16 protein-coding genes, 1 pseudogene and 3 riboswitches are annotated in these 25,734 nt (G+C 72.9%); of the genes and pseudogenes, 10 read left to right on the top strand and 7 right to left on the bottom strand.

The genetic code is table 11. The annotated features are described in order from the left end of the window. The first annotated feature begins 135 nt into the window (after positions 1-135). From ACYVDG_RS27080 to ACYVDG_RS27115, 8 genes and pseudogenes are all read left to right on the top strand, one after another. Positions 136-2,022 carry a transketolase gene (locus tag ACYVDG_RS27080; RefSeq protein ID WP_460759891.1) on the top strand — a complete coding sequence of 629 codons (1,887 nt, stop codon included), beginning with the start codon at positions 136-138 and terminating at the stop codon, positions 2,020-2,022. A 306-nt stretch (positions 2,023-2,328) separates the two neighbouring features. Beyond that, positions 2,329-2,540, top strand: a riboswitch (cobalamin riboswitch). 123 nt (positions 2,541-2,663) lie between these two features. Then, positions 2,664-3,680, top strand: coding sequence for an ABC transporter substrate-binding protein (locus tag ACYVDG_RS27085; RefSeq protein WP_460760043.1), 1,017 nt, complete (start codon positions 2,664-2,666; stop codon positions 3,678-3,680). Then, complete coding sequence (locus tag ACYVDG_RS27090) at positions 3,677-4,693, top strand: FecCD family ABC transporter permease (RefSeq protein ID WP_460759896.1); 1,017 nt, start codon at positions 3,677-3,679, stop codon at positions 4,691-4,693. Before ACYVDG_RS27085 ends, ACYVDG_RS27090 begins: the two co-directional genes overlap by 4 nt. 77 nt (positions 4,694-4,770) lie before the next feature. Beyond that, positions 4,771-5,577, top strand: a complete 807-nt coding sequence (locus tag ACYVDG_RS27095) for an ABC transporter ATP-binding protein (RefSeq protein WP_460760049.1) — start codon at positions 4,771-4,773, stop codon at positions 5,575-5,577. 76 nt (positions 5,578-5,653) lie between these two features. Beyond that, positions 5,654-5,798, top strand: a riboswitch (cobalamin riboswitch). 36 nt (positions 5,799-5,834) lie between these two features. Next, entirely contained in the window at positions 5,835-9,425 is a 3,591-nt protein-coding gene (gene cobN, locus ACYVDG_RS27100) for a cobaltochelatase subunit CobN (RefSeq protein ID WP_460759902.1), read from the top strand. After that, the gene (cobF, locus tag ACYVDG_RS27105; RefSeq protein WP_460759906.1) at positions 9,422-10,147 is read left to right on the top strand and encodes a precorrin-6A synthase (deacetylating); all 726 of its coding nucleotides are present in this window, start codon (positions 9,422-9,424) and stop codon (positions 10,145-10,147) included. The genes cobN and cobF overlap by 4 nt, the downstream gene beginning before the upstream one ends. 65 nt (positions 10,148-10,212) lie before the next feature. Further along, positions 10,213-11,700: pseudogene (locus ACYVDG_RS27110) on the top strand (cobyric acid synthase); the annotation flags it as partial. Between the two features lie 99 nt (positions 11,701-11,799). Beyond that, on the top strand, positions 11,800-12,510 hold the full coding sequence (locus ACYVDG_RS27115) for a cobalt-precorrin-6A reductase (RefSeq protein WP_460760054.1): 711 nt from the start codon (positions 11,800-11,802) through the stop codon (positions 12,508-12,510). 42 nt (positions 12,511-12,552) lie between these two features. Here the strand turns inward: ACYVDG_RS27115 and ACYVDG_RS27120 are convergent, their stop codons facing one another. The 3 genes from ACYVDG_RS27120 to ACYVDG_RS27130 are packed head-to-tail and all read right to left on the bottom strand — an operon-like array spanning position 12,553 to position 17,845. Further along, positions 12,553-15,054, bottom strand: coding sequence for a cobyrinate a,c-diamide synthase (locus tag ACYVDG_RS27120; protein ID WP_460760057.1), 2,502 nt, complete (start codon positions 15,052-15,054; stop codon positions 12,553-12,555). A 50-nt stretch (positions 15,055-15,104) separates the two neighbouring features. Next, positions 15,105-15,719, bottom strand: a complete 615-nt coding sequence (gene cobO / locus ACYVDG_RS27125) for a cob(I)yrinic acid a,c-diamide adenosyltransferase (protein WP_460759911.1) — start codon at positions 15,717-15,719, stop codon at positions 15,105-15,107. Beyond that, positions 15,719-17,845: a VWA domain-containing protein gene (locus ACYVDG_RS27130; RefSeq protein WP_460759917.1), complete on the bottom strand. Its 2,127-nt coding sequence runs from the start codon at positions 17,843-17,845 to the stop codon at positions 15,719-15,721. The genes cobO and ACYVDG_RS27130 overlap by 1 nt, the downstream gene beginning before the upstream one ends. Positions 17,846-17,874: 29 nt before the next feature. After that, a riboswitch (cobalamin riboswitch) is annotated at positions 17,875-18,010 on the bottom strand. Positions 18,011-18,066: 56 nt separating this feature from the next. Between ACYVDG_RS27130 and cbiE the strand changes: the two genes are divergently transcribed. Beyond that, positions 18,067-19,299, top strand: coding sequence for a precorrin-6y C5,15-methyltransferase (decarboxylating) subunit CbiE (gene cbiE, locus ACYVDG_RS27135; protein ID WP_460759920.1), 1,233 nt, complete (start codon positions 18,067-18,069; stop codon positions 19,297-19,299). Here the strand turns inward: cbiE and ACYVDG_RS27140 are convergent. The 4 genes from ACYVDG_RS27140 to ACYVDG_RS27155 are packed head-to-tail and all read right to left on the bottom strand — an operon-like array spanning position 19,296 to position 23,192. After that, positions 19,296-20,048 carry a cobalt-precorrin-4/precorrin-4 C(11)-methyltransferase gene (locus tag ACYVDG_RS27140; protein ID WP_460759923.1) on the bottom strand — a complete coding sequence of 251 codons (753 nt, stop codon included), beginning with the start codon at positions 20,046-20,048 and terminating at the stop codon, positions 19,296-19,298. The genes cbiE and ACYVDG_RS27140 overlap by 4 nt on opposite strands. Next, positions 20,045-21,571: a precorrin-2 C(20)-methyltransferase gene (locus ACYVDG_RS27145; protein WP_460759926.1), complete on the bottom strand. Its 1,527-nt coding sequence runs from the start codon at positions 21,569-21,571 to the stop codon at positions 20,045-20,047. Before ACYVDG_RS27145 ends, ACYVDG_RS27140 begins: the two co-directional genes overlap by 4 nt. Then, complete coding sequence (locus ACYVDG_RS27150) at positions 21,568-22,233, bottom strand: precorrin-8X methylmutase (protein ID WP_460760060.1); 666 nt, start codon at positions 22,231-22,233, stop codon at positions 21,568-21,570. Before ACYVDG_RS27150 ends, ACYVDG_RS27145 begins: the two co-directional genes overlap by 4 nt. A gap of 5 nt (positions 22,234-22,238) precedes the next feature. Then, positions 22,239-23,192: a nitrite reductase gene (locus ACYVDG_RS27155; protein ID WP_460759929.1), complete on the bottom strand. Its 954-nt coding sequence runs from the start codon at positions 23,190-23,192 to the stop codon at positions 22,239-22,241. Positions 23,193-23,701: 509 nt separating this feature from the next. Between ACYVDG_RS27155 and ACYVDG_RS27160 the strand changes: the two genes are divergently transcribed. Then, entirely contained in the window at positions 23,702-25,456 is a 1,755-nt protein-coding gene (locus tag ACYVDG_RS27160; RefSeq protein ID WP_460759936.1) for a hypothetical protein, read from the top strand. Positions 25,457-25,734 lie beyond the last annotated feature (278 nt).

Consider the following 25,734-nt stretch of genomic DNA (forward strand, 5'->3'; position numbering starts at 1 on the left):
GCTCCTATGTAGCGACCGCGGCCAAGCACGGCATCGGTATGTTCGACGCCCTGGTCCACCTGGCCGAGGGCCGGTGCTGGATGCCCGAAACCGTCTGATCCTTCTCCGGGACACCTGAACAGTCACGCTCTCGCAATGACGAAGGAACCCGCCCGAAGCACACACGCTGACTTTGCCGATACCCAAGCCCTGCGGGCCCTCGCCCGCCAGCTCCGGGCGGACAGTATCCGCTGCTCCACGAGCGCGGGGAGCGGTCACCCCTCATCGAGCATGTCGGCCGCCGACCTCCTTTCAGTCCTTGTAGCACGTCATCTGCGCTATGACTGGGACGCGCCCCGGTCTCCCGCCAATGACCACTTGATCTTCTCGAAGGGACACGCCTCACCTCTGCTGTACTCGGTGTACAAGGCGGTCGGTGTGATCGACGACGAAGAGTTGATGACCACCTACCGTCGGCACGGTCACCGGCTCCAGGGGCACCCGACCCCGGTCCTGCCGTGGGTCGACGTCGCCACCGGATCACTGGGCCAAGGACTTTCGTACGGCGTCGGCATTGCGTGGGCGGCGTCGAGGCTGGATGAGAGCCCTTCCCACATCTGGGTGCTCTGCGGTGACAGCGAAATGACCGAAGGCTCGGTATGGGAGGCGTTCGAACGCGCCTCCACGGCCGGGATCGGCAACGTCACGGCCATCGTCGACGTCAACCGGCTGGGCCAGCGCGGGCCGACGGCGCTGGGGTGGGATCTCGACACGTACCGGACGCGCGCGGAGGCTTTCGGGTGGCTCGCGCTCGTGGTGGACGGACACGACGTCGACGCGATCGACGCCGCGCTGACAACCGCTCACGAAAGCGACCGGCCCTGCGCGATTTTCGCTCGGACGGTCAAGGGCAAAGGGTTCTCCGAGATCGAGGACAGCCCGACATGGCACGGCAAACCGCTTCCCGAGGAGATGGCGGAACGGGCACTCGCCGAGATCGGCTCGGACGGAAACATCCGGGTCCGCGGCCCGTTGCCCGACGCCGGTCAGACACGCAGCGAGGAGGAGCTGAAGGACCACCCCCTGGAACTCCCGCGCTACGAGCTCGGCGAGCGAGTAGCGACCCGCCGCGCGTACGGTGAGGCCCTCACGGCCGCTGGCGCGCATCCACGCGTCATCGCCCTCGACGCCGAGGTGAGCAACTCCACGCACGCCGAGATCTTCGCCAAGGCGCATCCGGAACGCTTCTTCGAGGCCTTCATCGCGGAACAGCAATTGGTGGCCACGGCCGTCGGGGCGGCGGTTCGCGGATACGTCGCTTTCGCGTCGACGTTCGCGGCTTTCCTCACTCGGGCGTACGACTTCATCCGCATGGCTGGGATCAGCGGAGTGGACCTCCGCCTGATCGGCTCGCACGCGGGCGTTGAGATCGGCGCGGACGGGCCGTCTCAGATGGCGCTGGAAGACCTTGCGGCGTTCCGTGCCGTGTACGGGTCCACCGTGCTCTACCCTTCCGACGCGACTTCCACCGCCGCTTTGGTCGAGTCGATGCTGGCCCTCCCCGGGGTTGCGTACCTTCGCACCACCCGCGGCGCCTACCCCGTGCTCTACTCACATGACGAGGTCTTCGGAGTGGGCGGGTCCAAAACCCTCGTCTCCTCCCAGAGTGACGACGTGACGCTCGTCGGCGCTGGCGTCACCGTGCACCAGGCCTTGTCCGCAGCGCGCACACTCGCGGACGAAGGCATCGCGTGCCGCGTCATCGATCTCTACTCCGTCAAGCCGGTCGATACGGAGACGCTCAAGCGGGCCGCACAGGAGACCGGCCGGATCCTCGTGGTGGAGGACCACTACCCCCAGGGCGGTCTCGCCGCGGCAACGATGGAAGCGCTCTCCGCCAGCGGCACAGTGTGTGCCGTCAGGAGCCTTGCCGTCCGCACGCTGCCGGGATCGGGGGAAACGGCCGAGACGCTCGACGCAGCGGGAATCTCGACCCGGCACATCGTGGCGGCGGCGCGCGGCTTCGTGCAGCAGGAAGGCTGACCTTCTGACGAACACCACCCCCGCCGGCCAGTGCCGAGTACGGGGGGTGTGGTGCGCGGCGCCGGGGCGAGACCGCACTGGTGTCGGCCTTCGCGGGGCTGGTCGCCAACCGCCAGTGTGACGTCGGGTAGGTCGATGCCGCCTTCAACCGAGGGCTAGCCGAACGCGCCGAAAGGTCACGGCACGATGTTCGCAAGCGGTCGCAGGTGAGGTGAGCTCAAGCGATTTCAGTGTTGCCCGGATCCGTTTGTCGGCACGTCGCAGATGTGGCTGGTGAGGGGCGGGGCTCCCCGGGTTCCGGTGGCTTGGTACTCTTCCCCGGCCAGTCGATACCACAGATGTGGTCAGGGAATCCGGTGTGAGTCCGGAACTGACGCGCAGCGGTGTGGGGGACGGCCGGAGCACGAATGCCACTGGGAAGGGCCGCCTCGACCGCAGGGTCGGGGAGGCGCCGCCTGGGAAGGCGCTCCGTCCGGTTGAACCCGAGTCCGAAGACCTGCTGGCACCTGCGTTGCACGTGCACGAGGTATCAGAAACCAGGCTCCGCGCCCGAGCCCCGACCCCTCTGAGGCACACCCATGTCCCAGCTCGCGACCCGCTACGCGTTCTCCCACACGTCCCGTCGCACCCCGTTCCGGGTGATGGCACTCTTCCTCACCTCCTCCCTCCTGCTCGCCGCCTGCACGTCCCCCGACGGGACCGAGGCCGACCCCTCCGAAGCCGATGCGGCCGGCTACCCGCGGACTCTCGACAACTGCGGCCACGAGGTCACCGCCGAGGCGCCGCCGGAACGGGCCGTCTCCCTCAACCAGGGCAGCACCGAGATCCTCCTCTCCCTTGGCTTGGAGGACCGCATCGTCGGCAGCGCCACCTGGACCGACCCGGTCATGGACGGCCTGGAAGAGGCGGCCGATGCGGTCCCTCGCCTGGCCGAGGACCAGCCCTCCTTCGAACGGGTCCTGGACACCGAACCGGACTTCGTCAGCGCCTCGTTCGTCTCCACGGTCGGCCAGGGCGGTGTCGCCACCCGTGACCAGTTCGAGGACCTCGGCGTGCCCGCCTACGTCGCACCGTCCGACTGCGCCTGGGGCAAGGAGAACGAAAGCGGCGGCGACGGTTCCCGGTCCGAGGAACTCATCCTCGACGCCGTGTACGAGGAGATCGAAGACCTCGCCCACCTCTTCGACGCCGAGGATCGCGGTGACGAACTCGTCGGCGAACTCCAGAGCCGCGTGGACACCGCGACCGAGGGACTCGACGCCTCCGACGTCTCCCTCATGTACTGGTTCGCCAACTCCGAGTCCCCCTTCCTCGCCGGCTGCTGCGGTGCGCCCGGGGCCATCACGGCGGAGATCGGCGCGGAGAACGCCTTCGACGACACCGATGAGGAGTGGCCCCAGATCAACTGGGAGACCGTCGCCGACCGCGACCCCGACGTCATCGTGCTCGGCGACCTCACGCGCGACTCCCAAACCGCCGAGTCGGCCGAGGAGAAGATCGCTTTCCTGGAGGACCACCCCGCCACCAGCAACCTGACCGCCGTGCAGGAGGAGCGCTACGTCCTGCTCAGCGGCCAGGCCATGAACCCCTCGATCCGGACCGTCGAGGGCGTCGAGCAGGTGGCCGACGGACTTCGGGATCTCGGACTCGCCCAGTGAGAGGCGCCCGTCTGACCCTGCTCCTGGTGGGCGGGCTGGTCGCGCTGGCGGTGTCGGTCTCGGTGACTGTGACCATCGGCCCCGCGGCCATCACCCCCGGCGAGGTGTGGTCCTCGCTCGGTGCCCGCCTCGGGATCGGCGAGAGCCCTCTGACCCCCATCCAGGACGGCATCGTGTGGGACCTGCGCATGCCGCGCACCCTCATCGCCGCGGTGTGCGGGGCGGGACTGGCCCTGTGCGGTGCGGTCATGCAGTCCCTGCTGCGAAACCCGCTGGCCGACCCCTTCGTGCTCGGGGTCTCGTCCGGCGCCTCCACCGGTGCGGTCGCGGTGATCGTGCTCGGTTGGGGCGCCGGGGTGCTGTCCCTGTCGGCCGGGGCGTTCCTCGGTGCGCTGCTCTCCTTCGGGATGGTCATGCTGCTCAGCCACACCCTCGGCGGGACCATGGACCGGGTCGTGCTGTCCGGGGTCGCTGCCATGCAGCTCTTCTCGGCCCTGACCTCCTTCATCGTGCTCATGTCGGCCGACGCCGAGACCACGCAGGGCGTGCTCTTCTGGCTGCTGGGTTCCTTCAGCAACGTGGGCTGGGCCGATGTGGTTCTGTGCGCGGGGGTCCTGGTGGTCGTGCTGGCCGTGTGCCTGGCCCACACCACCACCTTGGACGCGTTCGCTTTCGGGGAGGAGGCCGCGGCCTCGCTCGGCGTGCGTGTGGCGCGGGCGCGTGTGCTGCTGCTGACCGCGACGGCCCTGCTCACCGCCGCACTCGTGAGCAGCGTGGGCGCGGTCGGGTTCGTGGGGCTGATCCTGCCGCACGCCACCCGGATCCTGACCGGGTCGATGCATGCCCGGCTGCTTCCGGTGACCGCGCTGATCGGGGCCGTGTTCCTGGTGTGGGTGGACACGCTGGCCCGTACCGTCCTGGACCCGCAGGAGATCCCTGTGGGTGTGGTCACCTCGCTCGTCGGCGTGCCCGCCTTCATCGCCGTTCTGTACCGCTCGAGGAGGCAGACGTGAGATCGTCCGGATCCAGTTCCCCCGGCCACGGATGGTCCGGCAACGGTCCTCCCGAGGCCGGTTCCGGGGGCGGCCACCTGCGCGCCGACGGTGTGGTGCACCGGATCGCCGACCGCATCGTGCTCGACGGGGTCACCCTCGCCCCGCGCCCCGGTGAGACGGTCGGACTGCTGGGCCCCAACGGATCCGGCAAGTCCACCCTGCTCCGGCTCCTCGCGGGGGTTCTCGGACCCACCGCCGGGACGGTCACCCTCGACGGGGACCCGTTGCCGCGCATCGGCCGCCGGGCGGTGGCCCGGCGTGTGGCCGTGGTCCAGCAGAACTCCCACACCCAGACCGAGATGACCGTGCGCGACGTCGTCGCCTTGGGGCGTATCCCGCGCCGCCGCGCCTGGACCCCGGTCTCCACCGACGACCTGCGCGCGGTCGACACGGCCCTGGAACGCACCGGGCTCACCGACCGTGCCGAGCAGTCCTGGCACACCCTCTCCGGTGGGGAGCGCCAAAGGGTCCAGATCGCCCGGGCCCTGGCTCAGGAACCCAGTGAGCTCCTGCTCGACGAACCCACCAACCATCTCGACATCCAGTACCAGCTCGACCTGTTGGAGCTGGCCGTGAGCCTGCCCGTGACCACGGTGATCGCGCTGCACGACCTCAACCTGGCCGCGATGTACTGCGACCGGCTCGTCGTGCTCCGAGCCGGTCGGGCGGTGGCGGAGGGGTCGCCGGGCCAGGTGCTGACACCCGAGCTCATAGGAGAGGTCTACGGGGTCCGGGCCGAGGTCACCACCGACGGTGAGCGCCCCGTCGTCCGGTTCCTGCGCCGCCGGGATCCGGAGCAACCGGGCTCCCGACCGCTCCCGGGGCACGAGCCCACTACATGACCGCGCTGTGCGCCTCTCGAACGGAGTGCCGCTCGCCGTACGTTCCTGCGGTCGGCGGCCCTGGAAAGGGGAGGCCCGTCGCGAGTCGGCTCGCGGCGCCCGTTAGTGTGTGAGCTCCTCGTTCGTGGCACAGGAACCCGGTGCGAGTCCGGGACGGTTCCGCCACTGTGACACCTCCCACCAGGTGCAAGTCAGACACTGTCCACGAGCGGTCCGACCATCGACGGGGCGAGAACCCCTGGGGAGGAATTCCGGCCATGACGGTACGGATCGCGCTGCTTTCCACGTCCGACACCGATCTGCTCTCTGCGCGGGCCAGTGGCTCCGCGTACGTGTGGGCCAACCCCTCGCGTGCCACCGACACCGAACTCACCGAAGCCGTCGAGGGCGCCGACCTCGTCGTGGTCCGGATGCTGGGATCCCCGCACGACCTGTGGTCGGGCCTGGCCGCGGTCCGCGAGCGCGGCACCCCGCTCGTGGTGCTCAGCGGTGAACAGCAGCCCAGCGCCGAACTCATGGAGCGCTCCACGGTTCCCATGGGTGTGGTTACCGACGCCCACCGGTACCTGGCCGAGGGCGGACCCACCAACCTCGACCGCCTGCACGCGTTCCTGTCCGACACCGTGCTGCTGACCGGCGAGGGGTTCGAACCGCCGCAGCACGTGCCCCTGTGGGGCCTGGCCGAGCGCGAGGTCCCACAGGACCCGTCGCTTCCCAAGGTCGGCATCCTCTACTACCGCGCCCACGAGGCCGGCGGGAACACCGCCTTCGCCCACGCCCTCGCCGACGCCGTCGACGCCACGGGCCGCGCCGTCGGTGTGCCGGTCTTCGCCGGGTCGCTGCGTTCGGCCCCCGACGACCTGTTCGAGGCGTTGCGCGACTTCGACCTCCTCATCGTCACCGTCCTGGCCGCCGGCGGCAGTGTCCCCGCGTCCGCGAGCGCGGGTGAGGACGACGAGGCCTGGGACGTGGAACGTATCGCCGCCCTCGACATCCCGGTCCTGCAGGGCCTGTGCCTGACCAGCTCCCGCGCCGACTGGGAAGAGGCCGCCGAGGGCGTCAGCCCGCTCGACTCCGCCACCCAGATCGCGATCCCCGAGTTCGACGGGCGCATCATCACCGTGCCGTTCTCCTTCAAGGAGATCGACGAGGACGGCCTGCCCCGCTACACCGCCGACCTGGAGCGCTGCGCCCGCCTGGCCGGGATCGCCGCCTCCCACGCCCGCCTGCACCAGGTCCCGGCCTCCGAGAAGCGCCTTGCCGTCGTGCTCTCGGCCTACCCCACCAAGCACTCCCGCATCGGCAACGCGGTCGGTCTCGACACCCCCCGCTCCCTGGTGCGCCTGTTGCGGCGGCTCCGCGAGGACGGCTACGACCTGGGCGAGCCCGACGCCCTGCCCGGCCTGGACCTGCCGGACGAGACCGAGGCAGGCGACGCCCTCATCCACAGCCTCATCGAGGCCGGCGGCCAGGACGAGGACTGGTTGACCACGGCACAGATGACCGAGGCCCAGGTACGCATCGCCCCCGAGCAGTACGCCGCCTGGACCGAGGGCCTCCCGGCCTCCCTCAAGGACGCCATGGCCGAGACCTGGGGTCCGGCCCCCGGCAAGCTCTACGTCAACGACGAGGGCGAACTCGTCTTGGCCGCGCTCCGGGCGGGCAACGTCGTGGTCCTGGTCCAGCCCCCGCGCGGCTTCGGCGAGAACCCCATCGCGATCTACCACGATCCCGAACTCGCGCCGAGCCACCACTACATGGCCGCGTACCGGTGGCTGGAGCACGGGTTCGGCGCCGACGCCGTCGTCCACCTCGGCAAACACGGGTCGCTGGAGTGGCTGCCCGGCAAGGATGCCGCTCTGTCCGCCGCCTGCGGCCCCGACGCGGTGCTCGGGAACCTGCCGCTCATCTACCCGTTCCTGGTCAACGACCCGGGCGAGGGTGCCCAGGCCAAGCGTCGCGCGCACGCCACCGTCGTGGACCACCTCGTCCCGCCCATGGCCCGCGCCGAGAGCTACGGCGACATCGCCCGCCTGGAGCAGCTCCTCGACGAGCACGCCAACATCGCCGCCATGGACCCGGCCAAGCTCCCCGCCATCCGGGCTGAGATCTGGTCGCTCATGCGCGCCGCGGAGATGCACCGCGACCTCGGGCTCGAGGAGCGCCCCGACGACGAGGAGTTCGACGACTTCCTGCTCCACGTCGACGGCTGGCTGTGCGAGATCAAGGACACCCAGATCCGCGACGGCCTGCACGTGCTCGGCGAGCCTCCGGAGGGCGAACCCCGCGTCAACCTCACCATGGCCGTCCTGCGCGCTGCGCAGGTCTGGGGCGGGGTCGGCGCCGCCGTGCCCGGCCTGCGCTCGGCCCTGGGCCTGAAGGGAGAGGCCCCCACCAACGAGGTCGACGAGGTCGAGGCCCAGGCCCGCGCACTGGTCGAAGGGATGGAGGCCGCCGGCTGGGACCGCTCCGCCGTGGCCGACCTGCACGAGGACCCCGACGTGCGCCGGGTCCTGGAGTTCGCCGCCGACCAGGTCGTGCCGCGCCTCGCCCGCACCACAGACGAACTCGACCACCTCACGCACGCCCTCACCGGCGGGTTCGTGCCGGCCGGCCCCTCGGGCTCCCCCCTGCGCGGGCTGGTCAACGTGCTCCCGACCGGCCGGAACTTCTACACGGTCGACCCGCGCGCCGTGCCCTCCCGCCTGGCCTGGGAGACCGGCCAGGCGATGGCCGACTCCCTGTTGCGCCGCCACATGGAGGAGACCGGCACCTACCCCGGGTCCGTGGGCCTGTCGGTGTGGGGCACCTCGGCGATGCGCACCTCCGGCGACGACGTGGCCGAGGTCCTGTCCCTGCTCGGTGTCCGCCCGGAGTGGGACGAGGCCTCCCGCCGGGTCAGCAAGCTCGACGTGATCCCGTTGGAGGAGCTGGGGCGCCCGCGCATCGACGTGACCGTGCGCATCTCCGGGTTCTTCCGCGACGCCTTCCCGCACGTGGTCGCCATGCTCGACGACGCTGTGGCACTGGTCGCCGACCTCGACGAAGCCGACGAGGACAACTACGTGCGCGCCCACACCCGCGCGGACCTGGCCGACCACGGCGACCACCGACGCGCCACCACCCGGATCTTCGGTTCCGCGCCCGGATCCTACGGCGCCGGGATCCTGCAGCTCGTGGAGTCCGGGAACTGGCGCGACGACCGCGACCTCGCCGAGGTGTACACGGCCTGGGGCGGTTACGCCTACGGGCGCGGCCTCGACGGGGTTCCGGCCGCCGACGACATGCGGACCAACTACCGGCGCATCAAGGTCGCCGCGAAGAACGTCGACAGCGCCGAGCACGACATCGCCGACTCCGACGACTACTTCCAGTACCACGGCGGCATGATCGCGACCGTGCGCGCGCTTTCGGGCGCCGAACCCAAGGCCTACGTCGGCGACTCCACCACCCCCGACGCGGTGCGCACCCGGCCCCTGGCCGACGAGACCGCACGAGTGTTCCGCGCCCGCGTGGTCAACCCGCGCTGGATCGGGGCCATGCGCCGCCACGGGTACAAGGGGGCCTTCGAGCTGGCCGCAACCGTCGACTACCTCTTCGGGTTCGACGCGACGGCCGGGGTCGTGCACGACTGGATGTACGAGAAGCTCGCCGCGGAGTACGTGCTCGACGAGGAGACTCAGGCGTTCATGCGCCGCTCCAACCCGTGGGCGCTCAACGGCATCGTCGAGCGGCTGCACGAGGCGGCGCGGCGCGGTCTGTGGGCCGAGCCGGACCAGGAGACGCTGCAGGCGCTGTCGGAGGTGTACCTGGAGGTCGAGGGCGACATCGAGGAACGCTCCGAATGAGGGTCCGCATCGTCGGCATCGGGATGGGCCCCGACCAGCTCACCCCGGAGGCCTCCGCCGCGCTGCGCGGGTGCGACTACGCGGTGGCGGCGCGCAAGCGGCGGGACGACGGGTTGTTCGACCTGCGCCGTGCGGTGTGCGAGGCCCACGGGGTGCCGCTGGTGGCCGTGGCGGACCCGGAACGCGACCGCGACGACCCAGCCGACTACCGCGCGGCGGTCGCCGACTGGCACGAGGCGCGCGTGCGGGCCGTCGAGGAGGTCCTGGCCGAGCGGGGCGGCAGCGCGGCGTTCCTGGTCTGGGGAGACCCGTCCCTGTACGACTCGACGCTGCGGATCGTGGCCCGCATCGATGATCGGGGGAAGGTGCCCGTGGAGTACGACGTGCTGCCCGGGATCAGCGCCCCGCAGCTCCTCGCGGCCCGGCACCGGATCGTGCTGCACGACGTGGGGCGGCCGGTGCACGTCACGCCTCTGCGGAGGCTGGACGACGCCGTCGCCGCCGGCCAGGACAACATCGTCGTCATGCTCGGGGCCCGCCCCGCCTTCGAAGGGTTGGGAGAGTGGTCCGTGTGGTGGGGCGCCAACCTCGGCACCGGATCGGAGGAGCTGGTGGCCGGGCGGGTCGCCGACGTGCTCCCGGAGATCGGTGAGGCCCGGGCCCGCGCGAAGGAACGGGCCGGCTGGGTCATGGACACCGCACTGTTGAGGAGGCCGTCGTGAGCGGGGACGCAGCAGGAGGACTCACGGGAGCGCACGGGACTCCCGGCGGATCCGGCGGCGGTGGCCTGCTGGTGGCGGGGGCGACCTCCGACGCCGGCAAGAGTGTGGTCACCACCGGGCTCTGCCGGGCGCTCGCCCGCCGCGGGGTAGGCGTCGCGCCGTACAAGGCGCAGAACATGTCCAACAACTCCATGGTCTGCCGCGGCCCTGACGGGCGTCCCGCCGAGATCGGCCGGGCCCAGTGGGTGCAGGCGCTCGCGGCGGGGGCGGACCCGGAACCGGCGATGAACCCGGTGCTGCTCAAACCGGGCACCGACCGGCGCAGCCACACTGTGCTCCTTGGGCACCCTGCCGGGGACCTGTCCTCCATCGACTGGGAACAGGGGCGCCGGCACTTGGCGAAGGCCGCCCACGAAGCCTTCGACGACCTCTCCACCCGGTACGGCGTCGTCGTGGCCGAGGGCGCGGGCAGCCCGGCCGAGATCAACCTGCGCGCGGGCGACTACGTGAACATGGGCCTGGCCCGGCACGCGGGGCTGCCTACGGTGGTGGTCGGCGACATCGACCGGGGCGGGGTCTTCGCCTCGCTCTACGGCACCGTGGGTTTGCTGGAGGCCGCCGACCAAGCGCTGGTCTCCGGTTTCGTGATCAACAAGTTCCGGGGGGAACCGAGCCTGCTGCGGCCCGGGTTGGACGACCTCGAACGGCTCACCGGGCGCCGGGTGTACGGGACCCTGCCGTGGGACGCCGGGGTGTGGCTCGACTCCGAGGACGCCCTGGACCTGGCGGCGCACCGGGCCGGGGACGGATCGGAGAGCGGTGCCGTGCGCCGGGTCGCGGTGGTGCGGCTGCCGCGGATCAGCAACTTCACCGACGTGGACGCCCTCGGGTTGGAGCCGGGGCTCGACGTCGTATTCGCTTCCTCCCCGCACGACCTGTCCGACGCGGACCTGGTGGTGCTGCCCGGGAGCCGGTCCACCCTCACCGACCTGGCCTGGCTGCGTGCGCGCGGCCTCGACCGGGCTCTGCACGACCACGTGCGGCGGGGCCGACCGTTGCTCGGGGTGTGCGGCGGGTTCCAGATGCTGGGGCGGACGATCGCCGACCCGGACGGGGTGGAGTCCGGAGCCGGGATGTCTGCCGACGGGCTCGGGCTGCTGGACGTGCGGACCGAGTTCACCGCGGACAAGACCCTGCGCCTGCCCACGGGGACCGCGCTCGGGGCGCCCGCGCACGGTTACGAGATCCACCACGGGCAGGTCACCGTCGGCGGTGGGGACGAGGAGTTCCTGGGCGGGACCCGGTCGGGTGCGGTCTACGGGACCATGTGGCACGGGAGCTTGGAGGGCGACGGGTTCCGGGCCGCGTTCCTGGCGCGGACACTGGGCATGGAGTCGTCCGGTACGGAGTTCGCGGCAGCGCGGGAACGGCGGCTGGACCTGCTGGCGGACCTGGTGGAGCGCCACCTCGACGTCGACGCGCTGCTCGGCATCGCCCGCGCGGGCGCGCCCGGTGGGATGCCTGTGCTGCCGCCCGGGGCGCCGGGCGAGGCGGGGGCTGCCGCGACCGGCGGGTCGGCGCAGAGGGCACCCGCCCAGGAGGCACCGCGCGGGGCCGCTCCTGCGGCAGGCCCCGCCGCCCCGCGGGTGCTGATCCTGGGTGGGACGTCCGAGGCACGCGAGCTCGCCGCCCTCCTGGTGGAGGCCGGCGTGCACGTGACCTCCTCCCTCGCCGGACGCGTGGCCCGCCCGAGGCTACCCGTCGGCGAGGTCCGCATCGGCGGGTTCGGCGGCGTCGACGGGCTGCGCGCGGCCCTGTCGGACTACGACGCCGTGGTCGACGCCACCCACCCCTTCGCCCTCGGCATGACCGCCAACGCGGCCACCGCCTGCACCGGGCAGCTCCCCCTGCTGCGGTTGGAGCGCCCGCCGTGGGAGCCCGACCCGGCCTGGCACTACACGGACACCCACGAGGAGGCCGCCGACCGGGCCGCTGAACTGGGCGGGCACCCGTTCCTCACCGTCGGCCGCCAGGAGCTGGCGCGGTTCGTGCCCGCCTTGGGGGGACGTTCCGTGCTCGCACGGGTGGTCGACGTGCCCGACCTCGAGATGCCCGAGGCGTGGCGACTCGTCACCAGTCGCGGCCCCTACACCTTCGACGGGGAACACGGGCTCCTGCAGGGCCACGGCACCGGCGTCCTCGTCACCAAGGACGCGGGCGGGAGCTACACCTGGCCGAAGATGGCGGCGGCGCGCTCCCTCGGTGTCCCGGTCGTGGTGGTCCGCAGGCCGTCCGGTCCCCCAGGGGTCCCGGCCGTGCACGACGTGTCCGCGGCGCTCACCTGGGTGCTCTCCCTGCGGTAACGGCCGGCCTCCCCGGCGGCGGTCCGGCCGCACACGCCCCCGTCATACGTGCGCCTCGCACGCAGTCTCTTCGGTCTTCGGGAGTTCGGCCAGGGCGGCGAGCAGTCGTCGGGTGGTCCTCTCGGGGCGGACCGCCACCCGGATCCAGGAGGCGTCGAGCCCGGGGAACGTGTCCGCACGGCGCACGGCGATACCGGCGTCCCGCAGACGGCCGTGCACCCCGAGTCCCACCCGCGCCAGCACGAACGGTGCACGGGACGGAACGAACGCCACCCCCAGCTCGCGCAGCCCGGCCTCGAGCACGGCGCGCTGGTTCTCCAGGATCCGCGCCCGCGCGTCGGCCTCGGCGGTGGCCCGCGCGTCGGTACACGCCACGGTCGCGGCGATCGCGGGGGTGGAGACCGACCACGGCGTCTGGGCGCGGGTGAGCTCGCCCACCACCCGCGCGTCGCCGACCACGTAGCCGGCGCGCAGGCCCGGGATGGACCAGTGCTTGGTGAGGCTGCGCAGGACCACCAGGCCGGGGAGCGCCTCCCCCGCCAGCGACTCGGGTTCTCCCGGGACCGCGTCCATGAACGCCTCGTCCACCGCCACCACCCGGCCCGGTCGGCACAACTGTCGCAGCGTCTCGGCCGGGTGCAGGATCCCCGTGGGGTTGGTCGGGTTGCCGACGACCACGAGGTCGGCGTCCTCGGGCACCGCTCCCGGGTCGAAAGCGAACCCGTCTTCGGCCCGGCAGAGCACGGTCGTCACGGCGTGCCCGGACTGTTCCAGGGCGGCGTGCGGTTCGGTGAACTGGGGGTGCACGACCACAGGACGCTGCCACGGGCGCACCCGCGCGAGCAGGGTGAAGGCCTCGGCAGCGCCCGCCGTCGGCAGGACTTCGTCGGCGCGGCGGTGGTGTCGGTGGGCGATGGCAACCCGCGCCGGCGCCGCGTCGGGGTAGGCGCCCACGTCGTCGAGGCTGTCCCGCAGTGCCTGGTCGAGCCACTCGGGCCGGGGACCGGAGTACACGTTGACGGCGAAGTCGAGGCGCCCGAAACCCGCCTCCCGGTCCCCGTGGTGCCGCAGGGGATCGGACACGGGGACTGGTACGGCGGCCGCCTCCCCTGGACCGTGTGTGTCCGCCGAACCCTGCTCGTGCCCGTGGGCGGCAGCGCGCGGAGCGGCGGTGGCGGCGCTCGGCGCGGTGGCGGCAGCGCGCGGACCGGTCCCGTGCACGGCAGCGGCGAACCGCGCCGCCAGCCGCGGGTGTCCGGCCCAGTGGACGTGCAGGTACGAGGCGTGCACGCTCGGGGACGCGAACCCCTCGGCCGTTCCGTCGATCTCCCACGCCGGCGTCCGCCCGCAAGCCCCCGGTGTCAGCCGCGTCCGGTGGAACTCGTGCCCCGTGACCCGCTCCCCGGCGCGCGTCATCAGCGTGTCCGACGGCGCGACGGCCTCCGGATAGCGCAGGGTCAGCCGCTCCGACATCCGCGCGTCCGCGTCCAGCGCCCCAGCCATGGGCTCCCCGTCCAGGGTCCTGGCCAGGTACAGCATCCCGGCGCACTCGGCGACCGTCGGGACACCGTCGCGCACCGCCTCCCGCAGCTCCCCCAGCAGCCCCCGGTTCGCGGCCAGACTGCCGGCGTGCACCTCGGGGAAACCGCCCCCCAGATACAGCCCGCGCGTGCCCGCAGGCAACGCCGAGTCCCGGAGCGGGTCGAATACCTCCACCCGGCATCCGGCCTCGGCCAGCAGCTCCTCGGTCTCGGCGTACCGGAACGTGAACGCCCGGCCGCCGGCCACGGCCACCACCGGGCGGTCGTCAGTACCCGAAGCACGCGCCCCGGACCCCGGCGGCCCCGAAACCGCCGGCGACCACGGATCCACCTCCAGCGCGGGCGCGGACCGGGCCACCTCCAGTACCGCGTCCAGGTCCACCTGCCGCGCGATCTGCTCGGCCATGCGCTCGACGACCAGCGCCGCACCGTCCCGCTCGGCCGCCGGCACGAGCCCCAGGTGCCGGGACGGCGAGGCCAACCCCTCGTCCCGGCCCACCACACCCAGCACGGGCAGACGCAACGACCGCACGATCTCCGTGGTGTTGCGGTCCGACCCCGCCCTGTTCAGGATCACCCCGGCGACCTCCACGGCCGGGTCGTAGGCGGCCATGCCCGCTACCAGCGCGCCCACCGAACGCGACATCCGCGCCACGTCCACCACGAGCACCACGGGGGTCCGGGTCAGGGCCGCCACGTGCGCCGACGACGCGAACCCGTCCGTGCCGAGCCGCCCGTCGTGCAGGCCCATGACGCCCTCGAGCACGGCCGCGTCCGCCCCGCGCGCCCCGTGCAGCAGCAGCGGCGCCACACGGTCCTCACCGACCAGGTGCGGATCCAGGTTCCGGCCCGGTCGCCCGGTCGCCAGCGCGTGGTACCCCGGATCGATGTAGTCGGGCCCCACCTTGTGCCCGCTCACCGCGAGCCCGGACCCGCGCAGGGCCGCCATGAGCCCCGTCGCGACCGTGGTCTTGCCCTGGCCGGTCATCGGTGCGGCCACCATGACCCGTGGCAGGGCCCCCGCCGCCCCCGTTCGGGCAGCTACCGAGGACGTCACCACTCGATCCCCCGCTGGCCCTTGCGGCCGCTGTCCATCGGGTGCCTGACCTTGGCCATATCCGTGACCAGGTCCGCGGCCTCCATCAGGCGCGGGTCGGCCCGCCGACCGGTGATGACCACGTGCTGGCGCCCCGTCCTGTTCGACAGGGTCTCCACGACATCGTCCACGTCGATCCAGCCCCACGCGAGGGGGTAGGTGAACTCGTCGAGCACGTACAGGTCGTGCCGCTCGTCGGCCAGGCGGCGCTTGATCTCGGCCCAGCCCTCCGCAGCGGCCGCCGCGTGGTCCTCCTCGCCGTCCTTACGGCGGATCCACGACCATCCGGAACCCATCTTGTGCCACTCGACCGGGCCGCCCTCACCGGTCTCCTCGTGCAGCTTCCCCAGCCGCTCCAGGACGGTCTGCTCGCCGATCCTCCACTTGGCCGACTTGACGAACTGGAACACCCCGATCCGCCAACCCTGGTTCCAGCTGCGCAGCGCCAGCCCGAAGGCCGCGGTCGACTTGCCCTTGCCGTCCCCGGTGTGGACGGCCAGCAGCGGCTGGTGGCGGCGCTGTCGTGTGGTGAGCCCGTCGTCGGGCACTACGGACGGTTGACCCTGCGGCATCAGGCGGCCCTTTCTCGTACGGCAGTGTTCAGAGCATCGGCGTTGACCTCGCCGACCGGCAGGTGTTCGGCGCCCAGGCGGGAGGCGAGCGCGAGGGCCAGCCCCAGTCGCATCGGCCCGGACTCGCTGTCGACCACGACCGTGGCAACCTCCTGCCCGGCGATGTGGTCGGCCGCGGCCAGGGACTGCTGGACCGCACCGCGCGAACCGGTGGCCCGCCCGTCGGTCACCACGACCAGCAGCGGACGCAGGCGGGGGTCGCGCCGCTGTTCGCGCCGCAGCACCCGGTCGGCCTCCAGCAACCCCTCCGCCAACGGCGTCCGGCCGCCCGCGGGCACGTCCTCCAGCCGGGCCGCGGCCACGTCCACCGAATGTGTCGGCGGCAGCACCAGCTCGGCCCGCTGGGCGCGGAAGGTGATGAGCCCGACCTTGTCGCGGCGCCGGTAAGCGTCCAGGAGCAGGGACAGGATCGCGGTCTTGACCTCGCTCATGCGTTTGCGCGCCGCCATCGACCCGGACGCGTCCACGCAGAACAGGATCAGGTTGCTCTCCTGGCCCTCGCGCACCGCCATCCGCAGATCCTGCGGACGGATCCGCACCCCGCCGCCGTCCCTGGGACCGGCCGCCGCGGCGCGCACGGTCTCCACCAGGTGAAGCGACGACCCGGAACCGGCGCCGGGCCGCGTGGCGCCGATCCGGCGGCCGCGCCGGCCCACCGCCCGGCTCCGCTTGCCGTCGGCGCCCTGGCCCGCCCCGCGCACGGTGAGTTTGCGGGCGCGGTAGGGGGCCGTGGAGCCGACCGTGCTCGTGGCCTTCTCCGACGAGGGAGGCGGGGTGTCGCCGTCCTCGGAATCCTCACCGGGGTCCCGCGGGGCGTCCGTGTTCGGGGGTACGTCGGTCTCCTGGGCCTCGCCGGTCTCCTCCGAGGCGTTCTCCTGGCCCTGGGTGTCGGGGCCCGCCTCCTCGGGACCCGCGTCCTCCGGGGACTGTTCCGGCGGGTCGGGGGCCTCCGAAGGATCCATGGTCTCCGGGGAGTCCGAGGAATCCGGCGACTCCGGGGGTTCCGGCGGCTGCGGCGGGTCCGGCGGCGGCTCCTCGTCACCCAGGATCCGGTCGAGCAGCTCCTCGTCCAGTCCCGGTGCGTCGAACGGGTTGCGACGGCGCCGGTGCGGCAGCGTCAGCAGGGCCGCGCGGCGGATGTCGGCGCGCGTCACCGTCTCGCGCCCCGCCCAGGCGGCGTGCGCCACTGCTGCGCGGGAGGTCACGATGTCGGCCCGCAGCCCGTCCACCTCGAAGGCCGAACACACCTCGGCGATCTTCAACAGCGCCGCCTCCGACAGGTGCACCCGGTCCAGCGCGCTGCGCGCCTTCGCGATGCGGTCGGCGAGGGCCTCCTCGGCGTCGTGGTACCTGGCGGCGAACCCCGCGGAATCGCTGTCGTAGGCCATCCGCCGACGCACCACCTCGGCCCGCGCGGCGGGGTCGGTCGGCGCCGTCACCTCGACGGTCAGCCCGAACCGGTCCAGGAGCTGGGGCCGCAGCTCGCCCTCCTCCGGGTTCATGGTTCCGATGAGCAGGAACCGGGCCGCGTGTTCCACGGAGAACCCGTCGCGCTCCACCGTCACCCGGCCGGTCGCGGCGGAGTCCAGGAGCAGGTCGACGAGGTGGTCGTGGAGCAGATTCACCTCGTCCACGTACAGGAGTCCGCGATGGGCCCGCGCCAGCAACCCCGGCTCGTAGGCGACTTTCCCGTGCGTGAGCGCCTGCTCCAAGTGCAGCGATCCCAGCACCCGGTCCTCGGTGGCGCCGACGGGCAGGTCGACCAAGCGGACCGGTCGGCTCTCCACGGCGGTCTCGGCGCCGAAGGGGCCGTCGGGGGACTGCTGTCCGGAGTCGGCGGGGTCCACGGAGAAACGGTCGCCCCGGTACACCTCGACCGGGGGCAGGAGTGAGGCGAGCGCGCGCACGGCGGTGGACTTCGCGGTGCCCTTCTGTCCGCGCACCAGCACCCCTCCGATCTCCGGGGACACGCTGGTGAGGACGAGCGCCAGCCCCAGGTCGTCGAGCTGCTCGGTGTCACACCCCACGATCGCGGAGAAGGGGTAGTGCGCAGGCCGGTGAGGCATAGTGAGGCTCCCGCTCGTGTTCGCCGTCGGTAAGGGGCGGGCGCGAGGCCGGTCTTCGGACTTGCCGAGTCCCCGTGTTCGGGGCCCGGTTCACCGCAGCGGGCCTGTGCCGGACTCTCACCGGTCTTCCCAGATTCTCCCCAGCCTCCGTAGCCGCCGTTTCCGACGGCTGGGGGCCCGGGGCACCTCGTGCCTGTGCACGCCACGATAACGTCACAGCCATGACGGTCGACAAGCGCCCTCCGCCCCGCCCCGGGATCACCGTTGTCGGGGTCGGCGCCGAGGGTTGGGAAGGGCTCCCGGAGCGGGCACGCCGGCTCGTCCTGGACGCGGACACGGTCCTGGGCGGGCGCCGGCACCTGGCGATGCTCCCGGAGCGCCCCGGGCAGCAGCGGGAACCGTGGCCGTCACCCCTGCGTGAAGGGCTGCCGTCCCTGCTGTCGTCGCTCGGGGACGGCAAGGTGGTCGCCCTCGCTTCCGGCGACCCCTTCGTCTCCGGTATCGGCACCACGCTCGTCGAAGTGCTCGGTGCCGGCACGGTGCGGGTGGAGCCTGCGGTGTCCTCGGTTTCCCTGGCGCGCGCCCGCATGAACTGGCCCGCGGAACGGTGCACGGTCGTGAGCCTGGTCGGGCGCGACCCCCGCTTGGTGCTGCGCCACCTGGGGCCGCGGCGGCGTCTGCTGGTGCTGTCCTCGGGACCGTCGGCCCCCGCGCAGGTCGCCGTTCTGCTGGCCGGCGCCGGGCACCCCGCATGCCGGATGACCGTGCTCGGCGATCTGGGGGCTGCGGACGAGTCCCGTTTGGACGGCACCGCCGATACCTGGTGCGCCTCGCCTCCTGCGGATGTTCCGGCCCTGCACGTGCTCGCGCTGGAGACCGTCGACCCGGTCGGGTACGGGCTGCTCCCCGGCCTGCCCGACGACGCCTTCGAACACGACGGCCAACTCACCAAACGCGACTTGCGGGTCTCTGCGCTGGCCCGCTTGGCGCCCTCGCCGGGGCAGCACCTGTGGGACGTCGGTGCGGGCGCGGGTTCGGTCGGTGTCGAATGGATGCGCGCCGACCCGACCTGCACGGCCACTGCGGTCGAGTCCGGGGCCGAGCGCGCCGCGCGGATCGGGCGCAACGCCGGCGCGCTCGGGGTTCCCGGGCTGGAGGTGGTGCACGGTCGCGCACCGGAGGCGCTGCAGGGGTTGCCTGCCCCCGACGCCGTCTTCGTCGGCGGGGGAGCGACCCGCCCGGGGGTGCTCGAGGCCTGCTTGGAGGCGTTGCCACCGGGCGGGCGGATCGTCGTCCACGGGGTGACCCTGGAGACCGAACACTTGCTCGCCGACGCCTACCGCGCCCGCGGCGGGGAACTGGCCCGGACCGCGGTGGAGACCACCGCACCCGTCGGCACGTTCACGGGATGGACCCCGGCACGCACCGTCACGCAGTGGTCCCTGACGCTCTAGGCGGACTGACCGCGGGGGCGCTCGGGGTCGTACAGGAACGACTCGCCGCCCTCCCCCGGTGTCAACGCGCGCCCCACGAGGATCACCGCGGCCTGGCGGAACCCCGCCTCCTCCACCGCGTCCGCGATGTCGCCGACGGTCCCGTGCAGCACCGCCTCCTCCGGCCCGCCGACCCGGTGTGCGACCACGACCGGGCAGTCCGCCCCGTACTCCGGTTCGATCCGTTCCATGAGCCCTCGCACCCGCCGGATCGCCAGGTGCAGCACCAACGTCGCCCGGGTCGCCGCGAACGCCTCCAGCGACTCCGTCTCCGGCATCGCGCTCGACCGCGACTGCGTCCGGGTCAGCACCACCGACTGCGACACCAGCGGCACGGTCAGTTCACGGCCCACCAGCGCCGAAGCGGCCGCGTAGGCGGGCACCCCGGGCGTGACGTCCCACGGCACGCCGCGCGCGTCGAGCCGCCGGGTCTGCTCCGACAGCGCCGAGTACACCGACGGATCCCCGGACGTCAGCCGCACCACCGCCAAACCCTCCGTGTGCGCGGCGACGAGGCGTTCGGTGATGCGGTCCAGGTCCAGGCCCTGGGTGTCGACCAGCTCCGCGCCGGGTGCACAGTGGTCCAGAACCCCCGGGTCCAGGTACGTGCCCGGGTAGAGCACCACGTCCGCCGCTGCGAGCATGCGCGTGGCGCGTACCGTCAACAGGTCGGCGGCGCCGGGACCGGAGCCCACGAAGTGCACGGTCACGGCCGCGCCTCCTGCTCCACCCACCGCGGGGTCCACACACGTCCGGCTTCGGAGACCCGGGTCCCGGACGCGCCGACGATCAGTAGGCACCGCATGTCCACCGTTGCCGGATCCAGGTCACCCAACGTCGTCACCTCCAGGGATTCGCCCTCCCGGCCCACACTCCGGCCCACGACCACGACCGTCTCCGGCGCGCGGTGCTCCAACAGAACCCGGCGCGCGGTGGCGATCTGTTCGGTCCGGGACCGTGAGGCCGGGTTGTAGACCGCAAGCGCCAGGTCGGCCCCGGCCACCGCACGGAGCCGGCGTTCGATGACCTCCCACGGCTTGAGCCGGTCGGACAGGCTCATGACCGCGAAGTCCCCGCCGACCGGGGCACCCGCACGCGCCGCCACGGCCTGGACGGCGCTCACCCCGGGCAGCACCCGGACCGGCACGTCCCGGTAGTCGGGGTCCTCGGCCGCCTCGAACACGGCCGTGGCCATCCCGAAGACCCCCGCGTCCCCGCCGGAGACCACCGCGACCCGTTCGCCCTTCCGAGCCAGGTCGAGGGCGAGGCGGGCCCGGTCGAGTTCCACGGTGTTGCCGGAGGAGTGCCGGGTGAGCCCGGCACGCTGCGGTACCCGGTCGACATAGGCGCCGTACCCCACCACGTGGTCCACCCCGGCCAGCGCGGCGGACGCCTCGGCGGTGAGCCAGCGGTCCGGTCCCGGCCCCAAGCCGACGACCAGGAGTTCCGCGGCCGGCCCGGTGGCCTCGGGCACGGTTTGCGGGGAGGTCCGGCCGGTGCGGGACCGGGTTCCGTTCCGGCTGTCCCCGGTCACCAGGATCAGCGAGAAGTAGGGGACCGTCTCCGGGTCGACCTCCGCGACCGGCATCCTGCGCTCTTCCTCCATCGACGCCCGCTCCACGTACACCGCGTGCTCCAGCCGTCCGGCCGCCTCCAGTGCCCGCCGGACCGCCGGGAACGTGCGCCCCAGCTTCATGACCACGGCCGCGTCGGTGCCGGCCAGGCGCCGGGCCAGCTCCGGTTCGGGCAGGGTCCCCGGAAGCACCGTGAGCACGTCGGTCTGCCGGGCCAGTGGGGACTCCGCGGCCGAGGCGGCGGCCGCGAACGCGGGGATACCCGGAACGATCTCGGTCGGGTACCGCCCCGAGAGCCGGTCGTGCATGTACATGTACGAGCCGTAGAACAGCGGGTCGCCCTCGGACAGCAGCACGACGTCCCGCCCGGCGTCCAGGTGCGCGGCCAGGCGCTGCGCGGAACGTGCGTAGAAGTCCGCGAGCGCGCCCGTGTACCCGCCCGGGTGGTCGGTCGTACCGGTCGTCACCGGGTAGGTGAGTTCCTCCTCGATCGCCGTGTCCGGGACGAGTTCGGCGGCGATCCGGCGGGCGTTCGAGCGTTTGCCCGCGCCGGCGTGGTAGGCGACCACGTCGGCGGCGGAAATGAGCCGGGCGGCCTTGAGCGTGATGAGTTCGGGGTCCCCGGGGCCTACGCCGACACCGTGGAAACGGCCGGTCACTCCTCCTCCTTGGCAAGTGCGTTCAGGGCCGACGAGGTCATCGCGGACCCTCCGCGACGGCCGAGGGCGGTCACGAAGGGGACGTCGATGCCGTGCCGGTCGGCCAGCTCGGTCAGGGCCTGTTTGGACTCCGCAGCGCCGACGAACCCGACGGGGCAGCCGACGATCGCGGCAGGGCGCGGGGCGCCGTCGATCAGCATCTCCAGCAGGTGGAACAGCGCGGTGGGCGCGTTGCCCACAGCCACTACGGCGCCCTCAAGCTCCGGTTCCCACAGGGACACCGCGGCCGCGGACCGGGTGGTGCCCCAGTCCCGCGCGAGGCCGGGAACCCGCGGGTCGGACAGCAGGCACCGCACCTCGTTCTCGCCGGGCAGCCGCGCGCGGGTGACGCCCGCCGCCACCATGCCCGCGTCGCACAGGATCGGCGCGCCCGAGCCCAGCGCCTTCCGGGCCGAGGAGAGCAGACCGGGGTGGACCACCAGGTCCGCGGCGAGGTCGACCTGGCCGGTGCCGTGGATCATGCGCACCGCGAGCCGTTCGGCGTCCGGCGGCAGGTGCCCCAGCGAGGCCTCTCGCCGGATCGTGGCGAAGGAGTCGGTGTAGATCGCCGGCCCGTCGTCGATGTAGTGGTAGTGCCGGTTCGGTCGGTTCAGCCGGTTCAGGGGCGTCAAGAGCTACCTCCGGGGACGAGGGCACCGGGGACGAGGACGCCGCGCCACGGGGTCACGACGAGGGTGCCGTGGCCGGTGGCACGGATCTCCTCGGTGAGCGTGTCGGCGGCGGCTCGGTCCAGTCCGGTGCCGTGGACGGGTACGTGATGCCCGCCCCCGGGCACGGGGCCGTACGGGAGCGGGGGTGCGGGGGGAGGCAGCCGCGGGTCGGGAGGTGCAGACTCGGTGAGCGGGGCCGGGAGTTCGGAGACGTGCCACGCGGCGGAAGGGCCGTCCCCGCGGTGCTCCAGGAACCGGTCGATGAGCGAGACCAGGGCCTCTGCCGCCTCGTCGAGGGCGACCACCGGGCCCCAGCCGTTCCCGACCCGGATCTGCGCGCGGTGTGCGTCGAGGGCGGTCAGGCCCAGGTCACAGGTGCGGTCCATGAGGTCGCCGCGGCCGTCATCGAGCACGAACAGGAACCGGCCGGGGAGCCCTGCACGGTGCGGGGCCGCGCACAGGAGCCGGTCGAGCTCGGCGGCGACCGGGCGTAGGTCGGCCCGCCCGCTCCAGAGGCCCGAGCCCGGGGAGACCATGACGTTGCGGACCAGTTCGTGGGTGCGCGAGGGGAGGAGCCCCGTGCCCTCGAGCGCGCCGACGACCTCCGGGGCGAGGGTGCCGTCCTCCCCCGGGAGGGCGCGCAGCTGCAGGTTGGCCCGCACGGTGGCCCGGACCCGGCCGTCACCGTACCGTTCCGCGACCCCGACCAGTGCGGTCAGGGTGTCCGCGGAAAGGCGCCCGCCGATAAGCCGGAGCCGGACCAGGAGCCCGTCGTCGGCCTCCCACGGTCTGAACGTGCCGGGACAGCGGTCGCGCCGGTCGCGCGGTCCGGCCGTTCCCGGGGCACGGAGCTCCGTGCTGTCGCTGCCCGGACCGGGTGGGCCCGATGCAGGTCGACCGGTTGGCGGCATGGACGTCCTTCGTGTCAGGGGGCTCCTCTGCGTGGCCCGGGGGTGACCGACGGCTCGTACCGTCGGCGCCAGCAGGTCCTCGAACGCGGGGGCGAGCGGGTACGGATTGCCTGCGCGGTGTCCCCCGCCAAGACGTGCCCGCCCGTCCCCGCACCGCTGCGGGTCAGTCCCGGATCCGATCCGGTTCCCTGGCCCGCAAGGTGGAGTCCGACTGGCCTGACGAGGTTACCCGGTCTCCCAGGTGCCGCGTCAGGCAGGCCCCCGCAGGCGGGGCCGGGGACCAAGCCCGCGCATGTGTTCCTGGCGCCGACGCTCAAGTGTGGTCACGTCGAGGACGGGGACGTGATCGATCGCATCGCTGGACCCGACCTCGCTGCGCTCAACCGCCAGGCGGTCCACCAGACCCTGCCAGCAGGACATTCCTGACATAGGCCGCGGTTGTCGGCGTTCGCCCGGTGCGCTTGGCCCCGTTTCCCTAGGGTCGCTCGGAAAGATCCCGAGGAGCCCTGATGCCCAACGACGCCCCCGAGCAGCCCCTCCCCCGCTCCCCCTATCGGAACCTGGTCCTTCTCGCTCTACTCACCCTCTCCGGCAGCAAGGAACCTCACGGTCTGCTGGAACACTCCCACCGGCTCGTGACCGGCGCGCTTCCGAGGGGACGGCGCCACCCCCGGCCACACGAATACCTGCGCGTCCGCCGCCGGGTCCTGCGGCGAGCGCTCCTCCCCCGCGGCTGGCACCCCCGTGGCCCGGCGGGCTTGCGGGTCTCACCCCTCGACGGGGTCGGGGCCGAGGCCCGCGCCTTGGAGGCGCTGGCAGGCCTGGATTCGGCCGACCGCGCCGCCTACGCCCTCCTGAAGGTGGAGGGCCTGGACACCCAGCAGGCCACCGAAGTCCTCTCCGCCGCAGGGATCCGCGACGCGGCGACCGCCGTGGAGCGTGCCCGGCGGGTACCGGAGCCGCCGCACCTGCCCGACCCCACGGTCGTGCGGGTCAGCGGCCGGGGTGCCCTGGTGCACCGGCGGGGGCTGGCCGCCGCCGCGGCCCTCCTGCTCCTGGCGGCAGCCGCCCTCGGCCTTGCCACCGCCGGCCCCGACGGCGGCGTCGGCGTCCCCACGGTCGCCGCGCCCCCGGCTCAGCTCTCCGAGCCGACCGCGCCCGACACGTGGCGGGAGAGCTTCCGGCTGGACCTGACCGCCTGGCACCCCCGAGGCGACGCAGCCGATGACGAGGACCTCGCCCAGCGGGCCCTGGCGGCCTGGACCGAGCAGGAGGGCCAACTGGGCTCCGCCGCTCCGGCCTCACCCGCGCTGCTGTTCGCCGGCGATGTGGCCGACAGCGACGTCGTACTCCTGCACGACGGCCCCAGGGTCGCCCGCTATACCCGCCGGAACGGCGAGGAGCGGGTGGAGGTATTCGCCGAACCCGGCAACGGGGTGGCCAACTGGCCCGCACTGCGCCTGGCCGATACCCAAGAGGGCACCCACTACCTCTTGCCCCCGTGGGTCGTCGAGGCCGACACCGCACCGCTCGGACAGGACGACGCCAGCTGGTCCCCGATCGAACACGAAGACGGTGTCACCGAGGCCCTGCCCACCGGGGAGCACTGCGACGTGGGGCCCGTCCTGCGCCTGCGTGCTCCCGAAGTGGCACACGGCGAGCCGTACACGGCGATCGACCTGGGCGGGCTGGACACGGCCCACCTCGGATACATGCCGCCCCCGCCCGCCGACATCCGCAGGCTCGGTCCGCACGAGGTGCTCGGCCCGGATCAGGGCTTCGACCTGTGGGGCGAGCTGGCCTGTGCCGGGGACCCTCCCGATGACCCGATACGCACCGCGACCGCCTGGGAGTTCGCCGTCCAGGACCTGCCCGGCGGCGGCACCGGCCGCTGGTCCTGTGTGCGGTTCGGCGGGCAGGACGGCGGGGGCCTGGCCCGCGCCGTCCTGGTCGCCGAGACCGACGACGGAACCGAGACCACCGTGGCCGGGGAACGAGAGGACGGGTGGGCCTGCAGCAACCTCAACCGCCAGGTGGTGGCCGGCACCTGGTGGCAGGACCCCGAGGACCGGTGGCACTACCTGGCCGCCGGTTCCCGCGAGACCGCCGCTCTCACAGCGGAGGGCGGGGCCGACGGGTCCAGTGAGGACGGCGAGACGGTGCTGGAAGTCGAGGGACCGGTGGCCGAGGCCCACCCCGTCGACGAGGTCGACCTCAACGCCGTCGACGTCCACGGTGACGAGATGACTGTGCTGGCCCGCTGAGACAGCGCCCCGAAGACGCGCGCCCCGCGGTTCGCGCCGCTGAGGCGGGCACCCTCGAGGCGCGAAAGCCCCAGCACGGCACCTGTCGGCACGGATCCGCCACTTCCCCCTCCGATGGCCGGATCCGGTCACTCACACATGAAAATGCACGTGCAGGTACACTGCCGGTGACATCTTTGGGAAGGTATCCCTACACCCCGACGGGGAAACCGGGGGAACGGACGGAGCGGGAATTCCAGGTCGGGTCCGCCTTATCACGGAACCTCCCGTGTTCCCGC

This window comes from Nocardiopsis oceani (genome assembly GCF_054777395.1).

What these genes read in the sequence shown, in the direction of transcription:
- ACYVDG_RS27080 (WP_460759891.1), top strand. Translation starts at nt 136, where the DNA reads ATGACGAAGGAACCCGCCCGAAGCACACACGCTGACTTTGCCGATACC.
- ACYVDG_RS27085 (WP_460760043.1), top strand. Translation starts at nt 2,664, where the DNA reads ATGGCACTCTTCCTCACCTCCTCCCTCCTGCTCGCCGCCTGCACGTCC.
- cobN (WP_460759902.1), top strand. Translation starts at nt 5,835, where the DNA reads ATGACGGTACGGATCGCGCTGCTTTCCACGTCCGACACCGATCTGCTC.
- cobF (WP_460759906.1), top strand. Translation starts at nt 9,422, where the DNA reads ATGAGGGTCCGCATCGTCGGCATCGGGATGGGCCCCGACCAGCTCACC.
- ACYVDG_RS27120 (WP_460760057.1), bottom strand. Translation starts at nt 15,054, where the DNA reads ATGGTGGCCGCACCGATGACCGGCCAGGGCAAGACCACGGTCGCGACG.
- cobO (WP_460759911.1), bottom strand. Translation starts at nt 15,719, where the DNA reads ATGCCGCAGGGTCAACCGTCCGTAGTGCCCGACGACGGGCTCACCACA.
- ACYVDG_RS27130 (WP_460759917.1), bottom strand. Translation starts at nt 17,845, where the DNA reads ATGCCTCACCGGCCTGCGCACTACCCCTTCTCCGCGATCGTGGGGTGT.
- cbiE (WP_460759920.1), top strand. Translation starts at nt 18,067, where the DNA reads ATGACGGTCGACAAGCGCCCTCCGCCCCGCCCCGGGATCACCGTTGTC.
- ACYVDG_RS27155 (WP_460759929.1), bottom strand. Translation starts at nt 23,192, where the DNA reads ATGCCGCCAACCGGTCGACCTGCATCGGGCCCACCCGGTCCGGGCAGC.
- ACYVDG_RS27160 (WP_460759936.1), top strand. Translation starts at nt 23,702, where the DNA reads ATGCCCAACGACGCCCCCGAGCAGCCCCTCCCCCGCTCCCCCTATCGG.